18 protein-coding genes and 1 riboswitch are annotated in these 15,931 nt (G+C 71.1%); of the genes, 10 read left to right on the forward strand and 8 right to left on the reverse strand.

All coding sequences use genetic code 11. From position 1 onward, the window contains the following. Positions 1–18 precede the first annotated feature (18 nt). On the reverse strand, positions 19–243 hold the full coding sequence (locus ACGFNV_RS37525) for a DUF397 domain-containing protein (protein ID WP_393628894.1): 225 nt from the start codon (positions 241–243) through the stop codon (positions 19–21). Positions 244–252: 9 nt separating this feature from the next. Continuing rightward, complete coding sequence (locus ACGFNV_RS37530; RefSeq protein ID WP_393628896.1) at positions 253–1,110, reverse strand: helix-turn-helix domain-containing protein; 858 nt, start codon at positions 1,108–1,110, stop codon at positions 253–255. A 213-nt stretch (positions 1,111–1,323) separates the two neighbouring features. Between ACGFNV_RS37530 and ACGFNV_RS37535 the strand changes: the two genes are divergently transcribed. After that, entirely contained in the window at positions 1,324–1,782 is a 459-nt protein-coding gene (locus ACGFNV_RS37535) for an ATP-binding protein (protein ID WP_393628897.1), read from the forward strand. A 75-nt stretch (positions 1,783–1,857) separates the two neighbouring features. Here ACGFNV_RS37535 and ACGFNV_RS37540 read toward each other — a convergent pair whose 3' ends face one another. The 3 genes from ACGFNV_RS37540 to ACGFNV_RS37550 form a co-directional block, all read right to left on the reverse strand. Continuing rightward, on the reverse strand, positions 1,858–2,340 hold the full coding sequence (locus ACGFNV_RS37540) for a C40 family peptidase (protein WP_393628899.1): 483 nt from the start codon (positions 2,338–2,340) through the stop codon (positions 1,858–1,860). Between the two features lie 3 nt (positions 2,341–2,343). After that, a riboswitch (cyclic di-AMP (ydaO/yuaA leader) is annotated at positions 2,344–2,557 on the reverse strand. Between the two features lie 338 nt (positions 2,558–2,895). Continuing rightward, complete coding sequence (locus ACGFNV_RS37545) at positions 2,896–3,204, reverse strand: hypothetical protein (RefSeq protein ID WP_133931872.1); 309 nt, start codon at positions 3,202–3,204, stop codon at positions 2,896–2,898. Between the two features lie 7 nt (positions 3,205–3,211). Further along, complete coding sequence (locus ACGFNV_RS37550; RefSeq protein ID WP_393628983.1) at positions 3,212–3,847, reverse strand: ATP-dependent Clp protease proteolytic subunit; 636 nt, start codon at positions 3,845–3,847, stop codon at positions 3,212–3,214. A gap of 77 nt (positions 3,848–3,924) precedes the next feature. On the opposite strand from ACGFNV_RS37550, the gene ACGFNV_RS37555 reads away from it, so the two are divergent. The 8 genes from ACGFNV_RS37555 to ACGFNV_RS37590 all read left to right on the forward strand — a co-directional run bounded on the left by ACGFNV_RS37555 (position 3,925) and on the right by ACGFNV_RS37590 (position 10,719). After that, the gene (locus ACGFNV_RS37555) at positions 3,925–4,206 is read left to right on the forward strand and encodes a type II toxin-antitoxin system Phd/YefM family antitoxin (RefSeq protein ID WP_133931873.1); all 282 of its coding nucleotides are present in this window, start codon (positions 3,925–3,927) and stop codon (positions 4,204–4,206) included. A 176-nt stretch (positions 4,207–4,382) separates the two neighbouring features. Then, positions 4,383–4,685 (forward strand): urease subunit gamma, encoded by a 303-nt coding sequence (locus ACGFNV_RS37560; protein ID WP_133931874.1) that lies wholly within the window; start codon positions 4,383–4,385, stop codon positions 4,683–4,685. Positions 4,686–4,698: 13 nt separating this feature from the next. Further along, positions 4,699–5,010: an urease subunit beta gene (locus ACGFNV_RS37565; protein WP_393628901.1), complete on the forward strand. Its 312-nt coding sequence runs from the start codon at positions 4,699–4,701 to the stop codon at positions 5,008–5,010. Further along, positions 5,003–6,724, forward strand: a complete 1,722-nt coding sequence (locus tag ACGFNV_RS37570) for an urease subunit alpha (protein WP_393628902.1) — start codon at positions 5,003–5,005, stop codon at positions 6,722–6,724. Before ACGFNV_RS37565 ends, ACGFNV_RS37570 begins: the two co-directional genes overlap by 8 nt. Positions 6,725–6,752: 28 nt before the next feature. Continuing rightward, on the forward strand, positions 6,753–7,427 hold the full coding sequence (locus ACGFNV_RS37575; protein WP_393628904.1) for an urease accessory protein UreF: 675 nt from the start codon (positions 6,753–6,755) through the stop codon (positions 7,425–7,427). Positions 7,428–7,549: 122 nt separating this feature from the next. Next, positions 7,550–8,227 carry an urease accessory protein UreG gene (gene ureG, locus ACGFNV_RS37580; protein ID WP_393628906.1) on the forward strand — a complete coding sequence of 226 codons (678 nt, stop codon included), beginning with the start codon at positions 7,550–7,552 and terminating at the stop codon, positions 8,225–8,227. Next, entirely contained in the window at positions 8,215–8,982 is a 768-nt protein-coding gene (locus ACGFNV_RS37585; protein ID WP_393628908.1) for an urease accessory protein UreD, read from the forward strand. The genes ureG and ACGFNV_RS37585 overlap by 13 nt, the downstream gene beginning before the upstream one ends. Before the next feature lie 141 nt (positions 8,983–9,123). Further along, positions 9,124–10,719 carry an alpha/beta hydrolase gene (locus ACGFNV_RS37590; RefSeq protein ID WP_393628910.1) on the forward strand — a complete coding sequence of 532 codons (1,596 nt, stop codon included), beginning with the start codon at positions 9,124–9,126 and terminating at the stop codon, positions 10,717–10,719. Positions 10,720–10,791: 72 nt separating this feature from the next. Here the strand turns inward: ACGFNV_RS37590 and ACGFNV_RS37595 are convergent, their stop codons facing one another. The 3 genes from ACGFNV_RS37595 to ACGFNV_RS37605 all read right to left on the reverse strand — a co-directional run bounded on the left by ACGFNV_RS37595 (position 10,792) and on the right by ACGFNV_RS37605 (position 15,324). Next, the gene (locus ACGFNV_RS37595) at positions 10,792–11,514 is read right to left on the reverse strand and encodes a lysophospholipid acyltransferase family protein (protein WP_393628912.1); all 723 of its coding nucleotides are present in this window, start codon (positions 11,512–11,514) and stop codon (positions 10,792–10,794) included. Positions 11,515–11,580: 66 nt separating this feature from the next. Next, positions 11,581–12,807: a PP2C family protein-serine/threonine phosphatase gene (locus ACGFNV_RS37600; protein ID WP_393628913.1), complete on the reverse strand. Its 1,227-nt coding sequence runs from the start codon at positions 12,805–12,807 to the stop codon at positions 11,581–11,583. 66 nt (positions 12,808–12,873) lie between these two features. Then, the gene (locus tag ACGFNV_RS37605) at positions 12,874–15,324 is read right to left on the reverse strand and encodes a SpoIIE family protein phosphatase (RefSeq protein ID WP_393628915.1); all 2,451 of its coding nucleotides are present in this window, start codon (positions 15,322–15,324) and stop codon (positions 12,874–12,876) included. 150 nt (positions 15,325–15,474) lie between these two features. Here ACGFNV_RS37605 and ACGFNV_RS37610 point away from each other — a divergent pair, with 150 nt between their 5' ends. After that, on the forward strand, positions 15,475–15,915 hold the full coding sequence (locus tag ACGFNV_RS37610) for a DUF6174 domain-containing protein (RefSeq protein ID WP_393628917.1): 441 nt from the start codon (positions 15,475–15,477) through the stop codon (positions 15,913–15,915). The last annotated feature ends 16 nt before the right edge of the window (positions 15,916–15,931 follow it).

A 15,931-nucleotide genomic window follows, 5' to 3' on the forward strand; every position in this document is an offset into this window, starting at 1 on the left:
GTTGACGGACGAGGGTGATCAGCGGAACGCGGCCGTGAATCCCGACCAGCTCTCGGGGGAGAAGAGCAGGGCGGGCCCGGCCGGGTCCTTCGAGTCGCGTACGGCGAGCTGCCCGGCGCACGGCCCTGAGGCCGGCCGGGCCGTCTCGACGCAGTTGTTGGCTCCCGTGCTGTAGCTGCTGCGCAGCCAGCGCACGTCGTGCAGATCGATGCTGGAAGGAACGTTCCGAGGCAGTGCGGACATAGTGCCTCCTTACGCGCCGCCACCTATCCCGGCGATGTAATCCAACGAGTCCTCGGGCGAAAGTGCATGGATCTGAAGGGTGTTGAAGGCCTCGCTGTAGGCCTGGAGGTCTTCTTTCCGCTCAAGGTAGAGGCTACTCGTCAAGTGGTCGAGAACAACCACATCCAGGTCAGAAGTGCTCGGAAAAGAGAAGATAACGAAAGGGCCGGTGACGCCGATGTGCGCCCCGGCCGTGAACGGCAGTACTTGCAGGCGTACTTGTGGCAGCCGCGCCGCCTCCACCAGGCGTTCGAGCTGCCGCGCCATCACTCCGGGCCCGCCGACCTCCCGCCGCAGCACCGCCTCGTCCAGCACCGCGCTCAGCTCCAGCGGCGGATCCGCCCGCAGGACGACCTGCCGGGCCAGCCTGACCTCCACCAGCGTGTCCAGCCGGGCGTCGGGCACGCCCTCGACGGCCGCCCGGGTCACCGCGCGGGCGTACTCGGCCGTCTGCAACAGGCCCGGAACCACCGACGTCTCCAGGGTGCGCATCGCTCCGGCCTGCGACTCCAGGCTGATGAAGTCCCGGTAGGTGGGCGGCAGGACCCCACGGTAGGCGTGCCACCAGTGGTGCCCGCCGGCACCGTCGGAGCCCGCCAACGCGAGCATCAGCTCGCGCAGTTGAGGATCGGCCACGCCGTAGACGTCGAGAAGTAACCGAACATCGGCTGGTTTCACGCCGCTGGTGCCTGTCTCGATCCGGCTCACCTTCGACTGGTGCCAGCCCACGAGGCGAGCCGCCTCCCCGCTGGTGAGCCCCGATTGGGCACGCAGCGCACGCAGTTCCGCACCCAGTTTGCGGCGGCGCACCGCGGGACCGTGCTGCATGGGTACTCCTTACTCCCGACGAGCCACCCAGATCCGCTCTGTCGTCGTAGAGTTCACCGCTTCGAGCGACAGATATATGCACATCTTGGGGGATCGCCACCCGTGAGGGGTGCGGTGATGGCACTCTGGCGACGAAGCACCAGTCCGGGACCGTACTCGAATCATCCGCTCCGTGTCGGACTCGCGGTCCCGGGGGAAAGGGACGACGTCGCCATGGCAGACCATCTGGAAGCATCCGTCACTCTGCCGAGCGATCCCGCCTCGGTCTCCGCGGCCCGCACCTTCGTGGTCGGCACCCTCGCGGAATGGGGCCTGCCCGAGGAGGCGGAGGTGTCCGACACCATCCGGCTCATCGTCTCCGAACTCGCCACCAACGCCGTGCAGCACACGCTGGGGCAGTCCCCCACCTTCACGGTGGACCTCCGGCTCGACCGTGACGAACGGGTGTTCGTCGGTGTCACCGACAGTCATCCCCGGTTCCCCAAACGGCTCCCCGCCGCCGTGCAGCAGGACAACGGCCGGGGCATGGTGATCATCCGCTGGCTGACCGCGGAGTGCGGCGGCAAGCTGAGAGTCCGGCCGACCCGCGAGGGCGGCAAGACGGTCTCCATCGAGCTGCCGTGGACCGTGCCGACCGAGCCGGCGGCAACAGTGGGGCAGCAGGAGCAGTAGCCGGCGCTGCAGCCGCCGGGACTGCTCCAGGGCCGGTACCGGCGCTTCAGGACGCCGGCACCGCCCCCGGGAGGGTCACTTGACCCGGCCGTACCAGACGTTCTTCGTCCAGAGCTTCTGCAGCTTCACCACGTCCCCGGTCTTCGGGGCGTGCCAGATCTTCCCCTTCCCGGCGTAGATGCCCACGTGGTAGACGCTGGAGCTGGAGGAGCCCGAGTGGAAGAACACGAGGTCCCCGGCCTTGCGGCTCTTCACAGAGATGTGTCGGGTCTTGTTGTACTGCTGGGCCGCCGTCCGGGGGAGCTTCTTGCCCGCCTTCTTGAACGCGTACAGCGTGAGCCCTGAGCAGTCGAACCTCTTGGGGCCCGTGGCCCCGTACTTGTACGGTGAGCCCTTTTTGGACGCCGCGATCTGGAGCGCCTTCGTCGCAGGTGTGGCGGCCGCGGCGTCGGAGGCGATGCCGGGGACCACGATCGAGCCGCCCACGGCGGCGATGGTCAGGGCCGAGGCCGTGCCGGCCCGGGCCATCAGCGACGGGACACGATTGAGCGCAGACATGCGCAACCCTTCGTCAGCCGCCTGTGAAGGATGACCTGTCGGATTCGGGCTGGCGAAGTTGCCCGGCCGCGTTGCTGCGGCTTCACCCCAAGGGCTGCTCGGCCCGGTCATGGCGTGACCGTTCCGGCGACCCGTCTTGCTTGGGTCCTCCACTCCTGCCGATCCACTCCTGTCGACCAGTCATCCGGGCGGCGGCAGGACTCGGCGTCCGTCCGGATCGCCCCGCCGTTGTGGCGGGGGCTTGTCGTCAGTCACGGATCTTCACTCACGAGTGTCCGAAATACCCAACCGAATCGGGGGTTTGTGGCGTTACTCACCACTCACCCGTTCGGGTGGACAGTGCGGTGTTCGAGTGAGTGTCCAGGTCATGACGGGGGCTCGGACCAGCATGAAAGGGTTTCAGCCCCGGCTGACGCTACGCGCGTTGCGCAAGTCGGGAGGTCCCGTAAAAGGACCTTCGTCTACTCCGAACAGGGGTACGTCATTCGGTCCGTTTAGCTTCCGATCCGGACGTCCCGCCGAGGAGGCCGCGCGTCCGGACCGGACAACGGTGAGTCAACTGTCGGAGAGCGGCGGCACCGTGACTCGCGCCGTACGACGCTCCCCGTCGAGGACACGCAGCGCACGCGCCAGCGTTGGAGCGTGCAGCTCGGTCTCACCCCGCTGGTGCATGAGCGCCAGTGCGTCCCTGAGCGCCGTCGCCTTGGCGACGAGCGCCTGCGCGGCGCGTAGACCACGGTACGTGTCCCCGTGATGCGCCGGGTTGATTCGGCCGAGAAGGTCTGCAACATCCAGGTAACGGTCGATCAGCTCGCCCTCGGCGCGGGTGAGGGCGGGCAGCGGTGGCAGCTCCGGAGGCAGCATCGGTGCCTCACCTGGCGCCGGGTGCGGTGCGCGAGGCCTTGCGGCTGGGGATGAGCCCGTCCACCAGGCCGTACTCCACGGCCTCCTGCGCGCTGAGCATCTTGTCGCGCTCGATGTCCGCGGTCACCTGCTCCGGTGTGCGCCCCGTGTGCCGTACGAGCATCTCCTCGAGGCGCTCGCGGGTGCGGATCAGCTCGGCGGCCTGGATGGCGAGGTCGCTGGCCTGTCCCTGGACCGGCTCGGTCAGCGCCGGCTGGTGGATCACGATGCGTGCGCCCGGCAGCGCGAACCGCTTGCCCGGCGAGCCCGCGGCCAGCAGCACCGCGGCGGACGCGCCTGCCTGGCCGAGGCAGATCGTCTCCACGTCGCAGGTGACGTACCGCAGTGTGTCGTAGATGGCCGACATCGCGCTGAACGAGCCGCCGGGGGAGTTGATGTACAGCGAGATGTCACGGTCCGGGTCCTGGTACTCGAGGTACATGAACTGGGCCATCACGTCGTTCGCCGAGATGTCGTCGATCGGCGTCCCGAGGAAGACGATCCGCTCCTCCAGCAGCTTCGAGTACGGATCCATCGTCCGGTGCCCCGAGCTCGTGCGTTCGGTGAACTCGGGCAGGACGTAGCGGGCGGACGGTCGGGCGATGGCCATGGCGGTACCCCTCCTCGCAGAGCGCTGTCTGTAAAAAATGTACAGGACGTACGTGACGTTAGAATGGGGTCATGGCCTACGAGATTCCGGTGACGCAAGCCAGGGCTGAGCTCGCCGACCTGATCAACCGTGTGGTGTACGGCGGTGAACGTGTCGTCGTGACCCGGCACGGCAAGCCCCTCGTCGCCCTCGTCTCCGCCGCTGACCTGGAACGACTCGACGAACTCGACGCACCGGCGGACGAGCAGGTGATCAGTTCCGTCTCGGCCGTCCGAGAGGTCGGTTCCGCTCCTCGCGAACGGCAACAGCGGTTCGGTATCGCGGCGGAGCACCGCGGGCCGAATCCGTCGTAGCGATCGGCGTACCTGAGCGTGTCGGCGCCGGAGTGGGGCGTCCGAAGGATCACAGCTCGGTTAACTTGCTCGAAACGCGTTCCAACTAGCCTGCCGGTCCATGCCACCAGGGGCTTTTCCTCGTGGCCGCGGCAACCGGACCCCGCACGGTCCGGAGCGAGGATGTGAGGTGGGACGTGCAACTGACCCCGCACGAGCAAGAGAGGCTGCTGATCCATGTCGCGGCCGATGTCGCTGAGAAGCGCCGGGCCCGCGGCCTCAAGCTGAACCACCCCGAGGCGATCGCCCTGATCACCGCGCACATCCTGGAAGGCGCACGGGACGGCCGTACCGTCGCCGAACTCATGGCCTCCGGTCGCAAACTGCTCACCAGGGACGACGTCATGGAGGGCATCCCCGAGATGATCCACGACGTCCAGGTCGAGGCGACCTTTCCGGACGGCACCAAGCTCGTCACCGTCCACGATCCGATCGTCTGACGGGGAGACCGCCATGATTCCCGGAGAGATCGTCTTCGACGAGGGCCCGATCGTCTACAACCAGGGCCGCGAGGTCACCCGGCTCACCGTCCTCAACGCCGCCGACCGGCCCGTCCAGGTCGGCTCCCACTACCACTTCGCCGAGGCCAACCCCGGCCTGGAGTTCGACCGAGCCGCGGCGCGCGGCAAGCGGCTGAACGTCGCCGCCGGCACCGCCGTGCGCTTCGAGCCCGGGATCCCCGTCGACGTCGAACTCGTACCGCTCGCGGGCGCCCGTGTCGTGCCCGGACTGCGCGGGGAGACCGGAGGTGCCCTCGATGCCTGAGATCTCACGCCCCGCGTACGCCGACCTGTTCGGCCCGACGACCGGCGACCGCATCCGGCTCGCCGACACCGATCTGCTGATCGAGATCGAGGAGGACCGCAGCGGCGGCCCCGGACTCGCCGGGGACGAGGCGGTCTTCGGCGGCGGCAAGGTCATCCGCGAGTCCATGGGGCAGGCGCGCGCCACGCGCGCGGACGGCACCCCGGACACCGTCATCACCGGCGTGGTGATCGTCGACCACTGGGGCGTCGTCAAGGCCGACGTCGGTATCCGCGACGGCCGTATCACTGGGATCGGCAAGGCGGGCAACCCGGACACCATGGACGGCGTGCACCCGGATCTGGTGATCGGGCCGGAGACCGAGGTCATCGCGGGCAACGGCCGGATCCTGACGGCGGGCGCCATCGACGCCCACGTCCACTTCATCTGTCCGCAGATCGCCGACGAGGCGCTGTCGGCCGGCGTCACGACCCTGATCGGCGGCGGCACCGGCCCCGCCGAGGGCTCGAAGGCGACGACCGTGACACCCGGTCCGTGGCACCTCGCGCGGATGCTCGAGGCGATGGAGCAGTACCCGCTCAACATCGGCTTCCTCGGCAAGGGCAACACCGTCTCGCACGAGGCGATGCTGTCGCAGATCCGGGGCGGCGCGCTGGGCCTGAAGCTGCACGAGGACTGGGGGTCCACCCCCGCCGTCATCGACGCCTCGCTGACCGTCGCCGACCGGACCGGCATCCAGGTCGCGATCCACACGGACACGCTGAACGAGGCCGGGTTCGTGGGCGACACGCTCGCCGCGATCGCCGGCCGTGGCATCCACGCGTACCACACCGAGGGCGCGGGCGGCGGGCACGCGCCCGACATCATGACCGTGGTGTCCGAGCCGCACGTCCTGCCCAGCTCGACCAACCCGACCCGGCCGTTCACCGTCAACACCGCCGAGGAACACCTCGACATGCTGATGGTGTGCCACCACCTGAACCCGGCGGTGCCGGAGGACCTGGCGTTCGCCGAGTCCCGGATCCGGCCCTCGACCATCGGCGCGGAGGACATACTCCACGACCTGGGCGCCATCTCGATCATCTCCTCCGACGCCCAGGCCATGGGGCGCGTCGGCGAGGTCGTCCTGCGGACCTGGCAGACCGCGCACGTGATGAAGCGGCGGCGCGGCGCGCTGCCCGGCGACGGGCGCGCGGACAACCGGCGGGTACGGCGGTACGTGGCGAAGTACACGATCAACCCGGCGCTCGCGCAGGGACTGGCCCGGGAGATCGGGTCCGTGGAGACGGGGAAGCTCGCCGACCTCGTGCTGTGGGAGCCCGCGTTCTTCGGCGTGAAGCCGCACCTCGTCATCAAGGGCGGACAGATCGCGTACGCGCAGATGGGCGACGCGAACGCCTCCATCCCGACTCCGCAGCCGATCCTGCCCCGTCCGATGTACGGGGCGATCGGGCGGGCGCCGGCCGCCAACTCGTTCAACTTCGTGGCACCGCTGGCGATCGAGGACGGGCTGCCGGAGCGGCTCCAGCTCGGCAAGCGGTTCGTGGCGATCGACTCGACGCGTGGGGTCACCAAGGCGGACATGCGGGAGAACGACGCGCGGCCGCGGGTGCAGGTGGATCCGGACAGCTTCGCCGTGCGGATCGACGGGGAGCTCGTCGAGGCGACTCCGGCGGCCGAACTGCCCATGGCTCAGCGGTACTTCCTGTTCTGATGGGCTTGTATCCGATGGGTGGGTTCTGATGGGCAGGGCTGCGCTTCTCGTGCTGGCCGACGGCCGCTTCCCCGCCGGGGGGCACGCGCACTCCGGCGGGGCGGAGGAGGCCGTCAAGGCGGGGCGGATCACCGGTGCGGCGAGCCTGGAGGCGTTCTGCCGCGGGCGGTTGCACACGGCGGGGCTGGTCGCCGCGGGGCTCGCCGCGGCGGCCGCGCTCGGGGTGGCACCGGCGGAGCTGGATGCGGCGGCGGACGCGCGGACGCCGTCACCCGCGCTGCGGGGCGCTGCGCGCAGGCTGGGGCGGCAGCTGATGCGGGCCGCTCGTGCGACCTGGCCCAGTGCGGAACTGGACGCCGTGGCGGGACAGTTCCCCAAGGGGGTGCATCAGCCGGTGGTGCTGGGGCTCGCGGCGCGGGCGGCCGGTCTGGGGCCGGAGGACGCGGCGTACTGCGCGGTGTACGAGAGCGTGAGTGGGGCGGCGACCGCCGTGGTGCGGCTGTTGAGTCTGGATCCGTTCGAGGCGACTGGGGTGTTGGCGCGGTTGGCGCCGGAGATGGATCTGGTGGTCGATCGGGCGGTGGGGGCGGGGAGGGCCGTGCTGGGGGAGGGGGTCGACGCGTTGCCCGCGGCGTCCGCGCCCCTGTTGGAGATCGGGGCGGAGGTGCATGCGGCTTGGCCGGTCCGGTTGTTCGCCTCGTGACCAAGGGGACTTCGCCCCCCTGGACCCCCCATCGGCCTGAACGGCCTCGTCCGCAAACGCCGGACGGGCCGGACATGCCGGACCGGCTGGAAATGCCTCGCCTGTCTTGTTAGGAGCCGTACATGCATCTCGACCACTCCCACCCCACGCCCTCCGCCCTCAGCGCCGACGCCCGGCGTCCCGACGGCACCCGTCGTGCCCTGCGGATCGGGCTCGGTGGGCCCGTCGGGTCCGGGAAGACCGCGACCGTTGCCGCGCTCTGTCGGGTGCTGCGCGACGAGTTGTCCCTCGCCGTCGTGACCAATGACATCTACACGCGCGAGGACGCCGAGTTCCTGTTGCGGGAGGCGGTGCTGCCGCCGGAGCGGATCACGGCCGTGGAGACGGGGGCGTGTCCGCACACCGCGATCCGGGACGACATCTCGGCGAACCTCGAAGCGGTGGAGGATCTGGAGGACGAGGTGGGGCCGCTGGATCTCGTGCTCGTCGAGTCCGGTGGGGACAATCTGACGGCGACCTTCTCCAAGGGGCTCGTGGACGCGCAGATCTTCGTGATCGACGTGGCGGGCGGGGACGACATCCCGCGCAAGGGCGGGCCGGGGGTCACCACCGCGGACCTGCTCGTCGTCAACAAGACCGACCTCGCCCCGTACGTCGGCTCGGACCTGGCCCGGATGGCGGCCGACGCCAAGGCGCAGCGGGCCGAACTGCCGGTCGTCTTCCAGTCGCTGAGGAGCGAGGCCGGGGCGACGGACGTCGCCGCGTGGGTGCGGGCGCAGCTCGCCGCGTGGACGGCGTGACGGTGAGCGGGGTCCGGGCCACCGCACGGATCCGCGCACGCGACGACGGGCGCGGCGGTACGTCGCTGCCCGTGCTGGAGGGGGAGGGGCCGCTGGCGCTGCGGCGGACGCGGGGGAGCGGGGCCGAGGCGCGGGTCGTGCTGGTCGGCGCGATGAGCGGGCCGCTCGGCGGGGACCACTTCGCGGTGCGTGCCGATGTCGAGGAGGGGGCGAGGCTGCGGGTCCAGTCGGCGGCCGCCACCATCGCGCTGCCGGGACAGTCGAAGAGCGAGGCGCGCTACGACGTGCGGCTCACCGTTGCCGACGGAGGTGAACTCCGGTGGCTGCCCGAGCCGTTGATCTCGGCCAACGGCAGCGAGCTGTATGTCACCACCCGCGTGGAACTCGCCGCCACGGCGCGGCTCGTGCTGCGCGAGGAGCAGGTGCTCGGGCGGGTCGGTGAGGAGCCGGGGAGGCTCGGCAGTCGGCTCTCGGTGCGGGTCGGGGGGCGTACCGTTCTGGACCAGGAGCTGGCCTGTGGGCCGGGTGCTCCGGGCGGCTGGGACGGGCCCGCCGTACTGGCGGGACAGCGGGCCGTGGGGCAACTCGTCGTCGTAAGGCCGGAGTTCGTCACGCGGCCGGTGTCCGCGCGGGTTGTCGGTGAGCACGCCGCCGTGCTGCCGCTCGCGGGGCCGGCCGTGCTGGTGAGCGCCGTCGCGCCGGACGGGCTGCGGCTGCGGAGGGTGCTGGACGAGGCGTTGGCGTCGTTCGACTGAGATCGCGTCAGGTATCCGGTGGGCGGGACACCCGTTCCGGTTATCGGATTGGCAAAGAAGGTCAACAAACCCTGTTCTCAGGGTCCTCACAGTCGAGAGGATCCCCGTACTTGTCAACACGAGTACGGGGAGGGGCCCCACTTGAGGGACATCAGAGCGAACAGGCGTACGACAGCGCTCGGTTCGGCCGGAGCGGTCGTCGCGGCGACGCTCATAGCCGGCGCGTTCGCCGCGCCCACGGCGAACGCGCAGAGCAGGCCCGGGCAGGACCGCGAGGCCCGGGGTACGGCCATCGCCGCGGCACGGGCCGCCAAGGCGGGTATCGGCTGGCAGGACTGTCCCGCCGACTGGGGCCTGGAGAAGCCGATCCAGTGCGGCTGGGTGAGCGTGCCGCTCGACTACGCCAAGCCCAACGGCAAGCAGATCAAGATCGCCGTGGACCGCATCGGCAACACAGGCACGAAGCAGGAGCGCCAGGGCGCGCTCGTCTACAACCCCGGCGGCCCGGGCGCCTCCGGGATGCGCTTCCCGCGCCGGGTCACCACCAAGGCCCCCGTGTGGGCCAACGTGGCCAAGGCCTACGACTTCGTGGGCTTCGACCCGCGCGGTGTCGGCCACTCCGCGCCCATCTCCTGCGTCGACCCACAGGAGTTCGTCAAGGCGCCCAAGGCCGACCCGGTCCCCGACAGCGAGGCCGACAAGCGCGCCCAGCGCAAGCTGGCCCGCGAGTACGCCGAGGGCTGCCAGGAGCGCAGCGGCGCGATGCTGCCGCACATGACCACCCCGAACAGCGCGCGCGACCTGGACGTCATCCGCGCCGCCCTCGGTGAGAAGAAGCTGAACTTCCTCGGCGTCTCCTACGGCACCTACTTCGGCGCCGTCTACGGCACCCTCTTCCCCGGTCACGTCCGCAGGATGATCGTGGACAGTGTCGTCAACCCGTCCCGGGAGAAGATCTGGTACGAGGCCAACCTCGACCAGGACATCGCCTTCGAGGGCCGCTGGAAGGACTGGCAGGACTGGGTCGCCGCGAACGACGCCACCTACCACCTCGGCACCACCCGCGCCGCCGTCCAGGCGCAGTGGCTCAAGCTGCGCGCCACCGCGAAGAAGAACCCGATCGGCGGGCTCGTCGGCCCGGCCGAGCTGATCTCCTTCTTCCAGAGCGCCCCCTACTACGACTCGTCGTGGGCCCCCGTCGCGTCGGTCTTCAGCAAGTACGTCGCCGGCGACACCCAGGCGCTCGTCGACGCGGCCGCGCCGGACCTGTCGGACACCGCGGGCAACGCGGCCTCGGAGAACGGCAACGCCGTCTACACGGCCGTCGAGTGCGCGGACGCCAAGTGGCCCACCAACTGGCGCAAGTGGGACCGCGACAACACCCGGCTGAACAAGGACTACCCGTTCATGACCTGGGCCAACGCCTGGATGAACCTGCCGTGCGCCACCTGGTCTGCCAAGCAGCAGACGCCGCTGAACGTCAAGACGGGCAAGGGTCTGCCGGGCGTGCTGATCGTGCAGTCCGAGCGTGACGCGGCCACCCCGTACGACGGCGCCGTCGAACTGCACAAGCGCTTCAAGGGCTCCCGCCTGATCACCGAGAAGAACGCGGGCTCCCACGGTGTGACCGGCCTGGTCAACCCCTGCATCAACGAGCGGGTGGACGCCTACCTGCTCACCGGCAAGCTGGACCGGGCCGACGTGACCTGCGCACCGCACGCCACGCCGAAGCCGTAACCGCCGCGGGTACGACAGCGAGGGGCGGCCGGATCGCACCGGCCGCCCCTCACTCATGTGCTGCGAGGCGCCTCAACTCAGCGGCATGCGGGGGAACTTGCGCGCCTTCTCCTTGGCCGCGGCCTCCTCCGCCTTGGCGACGGCCGCGTACTGGTCGACGTACTCCTGCTCGGAGAGCGACAGGATGGCGTACATGATCTCGTCGACGACGGCGCGCAGAATGGCCTTCTCGTTCTCCATGCCGGCGTAGCGGGAGAAGTCGAGGGGCTTGCCGAAGCGGATCGCCACCGGGTGGACGTTGGGGATCACCTTGCCCGGGGGCTGCGCCTCGAAAGTGCCGATCATCGCGCAGGGGATCACCGGAACGCCCGCCTTGAGGGCCATCACCGCCACGCCGACCTTGCCCTTGTAGAGGCGGCCGTCGTGCGAGCGGGTGCCCTCCGGGTAGATGCCCAGCAGCTCGTCCTTGCTCAGCACGCCCAGGCCCTCACGGATCGCCGCCTGGCCCGCGTCCTTGCCGGAGCGGTCGACGGGGATCTGCCCGGCGCTGCGGAAGAACGTCGCGGTCAGCCGGCCCTTGATGCCCGGACCGGTGAAGTACTCGGCCTTCGCCAGGAACGTGATGCGCCGTTTGAGGATCGCCGGCATCAGGAAGTGGTCGGAGAACGACAGGTGGTTGCCCGCGATGATGGCCGCACCCGACTCCGGAACGTGCTCCAGGCCTTCTATTCGCGGCCGGAAGACCAGTCTCAACAGCGGGCCCAGAAGGACGTACTTGAGCAGGTAGTAGAACAAGGGAGCGCTCCGGCAAGTCGTGGGATGTCAGTTTAGGTGCAGCCGCGGTCATGCGGAACGCCTCGCTCACAGCCGCACGATGACCAGGGCCGTGTCGTCCGTGGCGCCGCCGGGCGGCAGCAGCTCCAGCAGTACGGCGTCGGCGAGTGCCTCGGGGTGCGCGCGGCGGTGCCGGGCCAGGGAGTCGGCCAGGCGGGCCAGACCGGTGTCGATGTCCTCGCGACGCCGCTCGACCAGCCCGTCCGTGTAGAGGACGAGGGTGGCGCCCTCGTCGTAGGTGGTTTCGGCCTGGGGTCTGGGGATCGGGTCGGGGCGCGCGTCGAGCGGGGTGTCGGTGGCCCGGTCGAGGAACTCCACCCGGCCGTCGGAGTGGACCAGCGCGGGCGGCGGATGGCCGGCACTGCTGTAGGTGATCGTGTGGAGGTCGCAGTCGATGAACGTCGCCACCGCCGTGGCCGACTCGGCGCCGTCGACGACGTGCGCGTACCGGCCCAGCACGTCCAGCGCCTGGGCGGGGCCCTCGGCGACGCGGGAGGTGGCGCTGAGCGCGCTGCGCAGCTGGCCCATCACACCGGCGGCCTCCAGCCCGTGCCCGACGACGTCGCCCACGGAGACGCCGATGCGGTTGCCGCCCACCAGGTCGACCAGGTCGTACCAGTCCCCGCACACGTTCAGCGTGCCGACCGCGGGCCGGTAGCGCACCGCGGCCTGCCGGTGGCCCACCTGCCGGGCGGCGGGCAGCATCGCCTCCTGCAGGGCCATCGCCACCTCGCGTTCGCGGGCGTGCGCCTGGCGCAGGCGGTCGTTGAGCTCCTGCAGCTCACGGGCGCGTGTGTACAGCTCGGCCTCCAGCACCCGGGCCCGGCTCCCGGTCGGGCCGCCGCGGGCCCGGATCAGCTCGGTGACCTCCTCGACCCGGTGCGCCAGCAGCTCCACCTTGCCGCTCGTGCCGAGGACCGGCACGTTGACCGGACTCCAGTAGCGCTCCTCCCACACACCGGGGAGGGACTCGACGTCGTAGCGCTGCAGGGCCATGGCGTCGCGCTCGCCGGTGGCCAGCACCCGCTGCAACGAGGCCTCCAGGTTGCGCATGCCGGTCGCGGCCGGGTCGTTGGGGTTGTCCGGGAACACGTCGAAGAGATGGCGGCCCATCACCTGCTCGCGGCTGCGGCCGACCACCCGCAGGAACTCCTCGTTGACGTCCGCGTAGACCAGGTCGGGGGTCAGCAGCGCGACCATGCCCGGCAGCGCCTGGAACACCGCCGCGTAGTCGATCGTCGTGTCATCGTCCATGGCCGCCGCCTCACCGCCGGGTTTGACCCAGTTTCGCATCATTGGGCGGAGTGGCGCCCGCTCGTCTCACACCGCGGGCTCCGTCAGCGACTGCTCGGCCCAGATGATCTTCCCGTCGGGCACGAAGCGGGTGCCCCAGCGCTGGGTGAACTGGGACACCAGCAGCAGCCCCCGCCCGCCCTCGTCCGTGGTGCGGGGATGACGCAGGTGCGGGGTCGTCGCGCCGCCGTCGAAGACCTCGCAGACCAGCGCCCGCTCCCGGATCAGCCGGAGCCGGATCGGGCCACGGGCGTGCCTGATGGCGTTGGTGACCAGCTCGCTGACGACCAGCTCGGTGGTGAAGGCCAGCTCGTCCAGCCCCCACTCCGCCAGCCGTCGGCTCGCCGCCTTGCGGGCCCCGGCGACGACCGCCGGGTCCCTGGGCAGGTCCCAGTCCGCGACCTGGTCGGCGCCCAGCCGCCGGGTGCGGGCCATCAGCAGCGCCACGTCGTCGAACGGCCGGGCCGGCACCAGCGCGTCGACGACGGCCCGACAACGCAGGTCGAGCGTGTCCGCCTCCTCCTCCAGGGCTCGCCGCAGCCGCTCCCGGCCCGTGTCCAGGGCCCACTCCTCGCCGTGCGCCAGCAGCCCGTCGGTGTGCAGCGCGAGCGTGCTGCCCTCGGCCAGGGACAGCTCGACCGACTCGAACGGCGGCCCGGCCGCGCCCAGCGGCGCCCCCTGGGGCAGCTCCACGAACATCACCGTGCCGTCCGGCCCGACCACGGCGGGCGCGGGATGCCCCGCGGCGGCCATCGCACACCGTCCGTCGACCGGGTCGTAGACCAGATACACGCATCCGGAGCCGACCGCGCCCGTCCTGTCCTTGGACTCGCCGGGCTCCCCGGACTCCTCGCGCGCCGCCCGCGCGACCAGATCGTCGAGGTGGGCCAGCACCTCGTCGGGCGGCAGATCCAGCGCGGCCAGAGTTCGTACCGCGGTCCGCAGCCGCCCCATCGCCGCGGCCGCGTCGATACCGTGCCCGGGCACCTCGCCCACCACCAGGGCGACCCGCGCGCCGGACAGTGGGATCAGGTCGTACCAGTCGCCGCCGAGCCCGATCAGCTCGTCGGCCGGGCGGTAGCAGGCGGCCACGTCCACCGCGTCCAGCTCCGCCAGCCGGTTCGGGAGCAGGTTGCGCTGGAGCACCAGGGCCGCGTCGCGCTCGCGGGTGTAACGGCGGGCGTTGTCCACCCACACGGCCGCCCGCGCGACCAGGTCCTCGGCCAGACTCAGGTCGTCCTCGTCGAACGGCTCCTGACGGTGGCGACGGAAGAACGTCGTGACGCCGAGGGTGATGCCCCGGGCCCGGATCGGCACGACCAGCACGCTGTGCAGCCCCAGATCCAGGAACGTCGCCTCCCGGCCGCCGAGGACGTCCGTGGCCCACTCCCGGGCGAGCGGATCGAGCCGCTCCCCGCGCCAGGAGGCGCCGGTGATCAGGGCGTGGACCGGCGGAGAACCGGCCGCGTAGCCGGCGGCCCCGCCGATGCCGACGACGGCCTCCGGGACGCCCGTGTTCACCGACTGCTGACCCGCCCGGCGCAGCGGCAGCGCGTCCGTGGGCCCCAGCGGCGCGGGCTCGGCTCCCCGCAGCACCGACTCCAGCAGGTCCACGGTGACGAAGTCGGCGAAGCCCGGCACCGCCACGTCGGCCAACTCCTGCGCCGTCCGCATGGTGTCCAGGCTGCGGCCGATGTGTTCGCCGGCCCGGTCGAGCAGGGCCAGGCGCTGCCGGGCGCGATGGCGTTCGGTGATGTCGACGACCGTGTAGTACACGCCCGTCGGGCGGCCCCGCTCGTCCTCGAGCCGGGTGACCGACACCATGTGCATCGTCTCGCGGTGCGGCGCCGACCGGAGGTGCCCCACGTGCTCGTACCCGACGACCGACTCCCCGCTCTCCAGCACCCGCCGCATCACCGCCTCGAACGACTCCGAGTCCAGCCCCGGCTGCACGTCCGCCAGCCGCAGCCCGAGCCGCCGCTCCGGCGGGCCGCCGCCGAAGCGGGCCAGGGCCTCGTTGGACCACACGTAGCGCAGGTCGGTGTCGACGACCGCCATGCCGATGGGCGCCCGGTCGACGATCTGCTGCAGCACGCCCCGGTCCATGTCCCGGCCGGGGGAGCCGACCGTTTCCGTCAGCAGCAGCAGCCACCGCGCGGGGCCTCCGTGCTCCCGCGCCGAGGTGATCCTGGCGACGACCCCGACCGGCCGCCCGTCCTTGCGGCGGACCGTCAGCCGTCCCGCCCAGCCGCCCTCCCGACGGCACCGCTCGACCAGCTCGGGCACCCGCGCGGCGTCCTCCGCGGTCAGCAGGCCCTCCAGCCGCGCACCGACCGCCTCGGCGGCCGCATGGCCCAGCAGCCGCTGCGCGTCCCCGGTCCAGCTGGTCACCACGCCCTGCGCGTCGAGCAGCAGAGGCACGGCATCCGCCACGTCGGACCACCGACGGGCAACGTCGCGCTCCTCGAATGTGCCCACGGCCGACCTCTCTGTCGCTGAGAGTGGTCTACCACCTCTTGTTCCCATCTTCACCCGGGAGGAATGCGGCGAACGTTCCACCACCGCCCGGCGTCGTAGGAGCGACCACCAGTGAAGGCCACAGCCGAGGGCCACAGCGAAAGGCCGCCCATGACCGCCGTACGTTCCACCGCCCGCGCCCTGCTGCCGTGCGCCCTCCTGACGGCCTGCGGCACCACGGCGACACCGGCGGCCGAACCGAGTCGCCCCGTCTGGACCGCGCCCCCCGCCTACACCTACACCCTCACCTCGAGCGAGGGGGAGCGGACGCTCATCGGCACCTTCCGGGTGACCGTCCGCGACGGCGAGGTGGTGCACGCGACCGGCCTCGACGAGGGCAGCCGCAGGGTCGTCCGCCAGTCACCCGACGCGATCCCCACCCTCACCGACCTCCTGGCGGAACTGGACCAGGCCCGCGACGACCACGCCGACGTCACCGAGGCGCGGTACGCGAAGGACGGGCACCCCCTGCGGATCGAGCTGGACTGGGACGAGGGGGCGACCGACGACGAGGCACGGTACGTGATCAGCGCGTACGAGGCGCAGGGCTGACGTGTTCCCCAGGGGT

The organism is Streptomyces sp. NPDC048751, from assembly GCF_043198595.1.
Classification (GTDB): domain Bacteria; phylum Actinomycetota; class Actinomycetes; order Streptomycetales; family Streptomycetaceae; genus Streptomyces.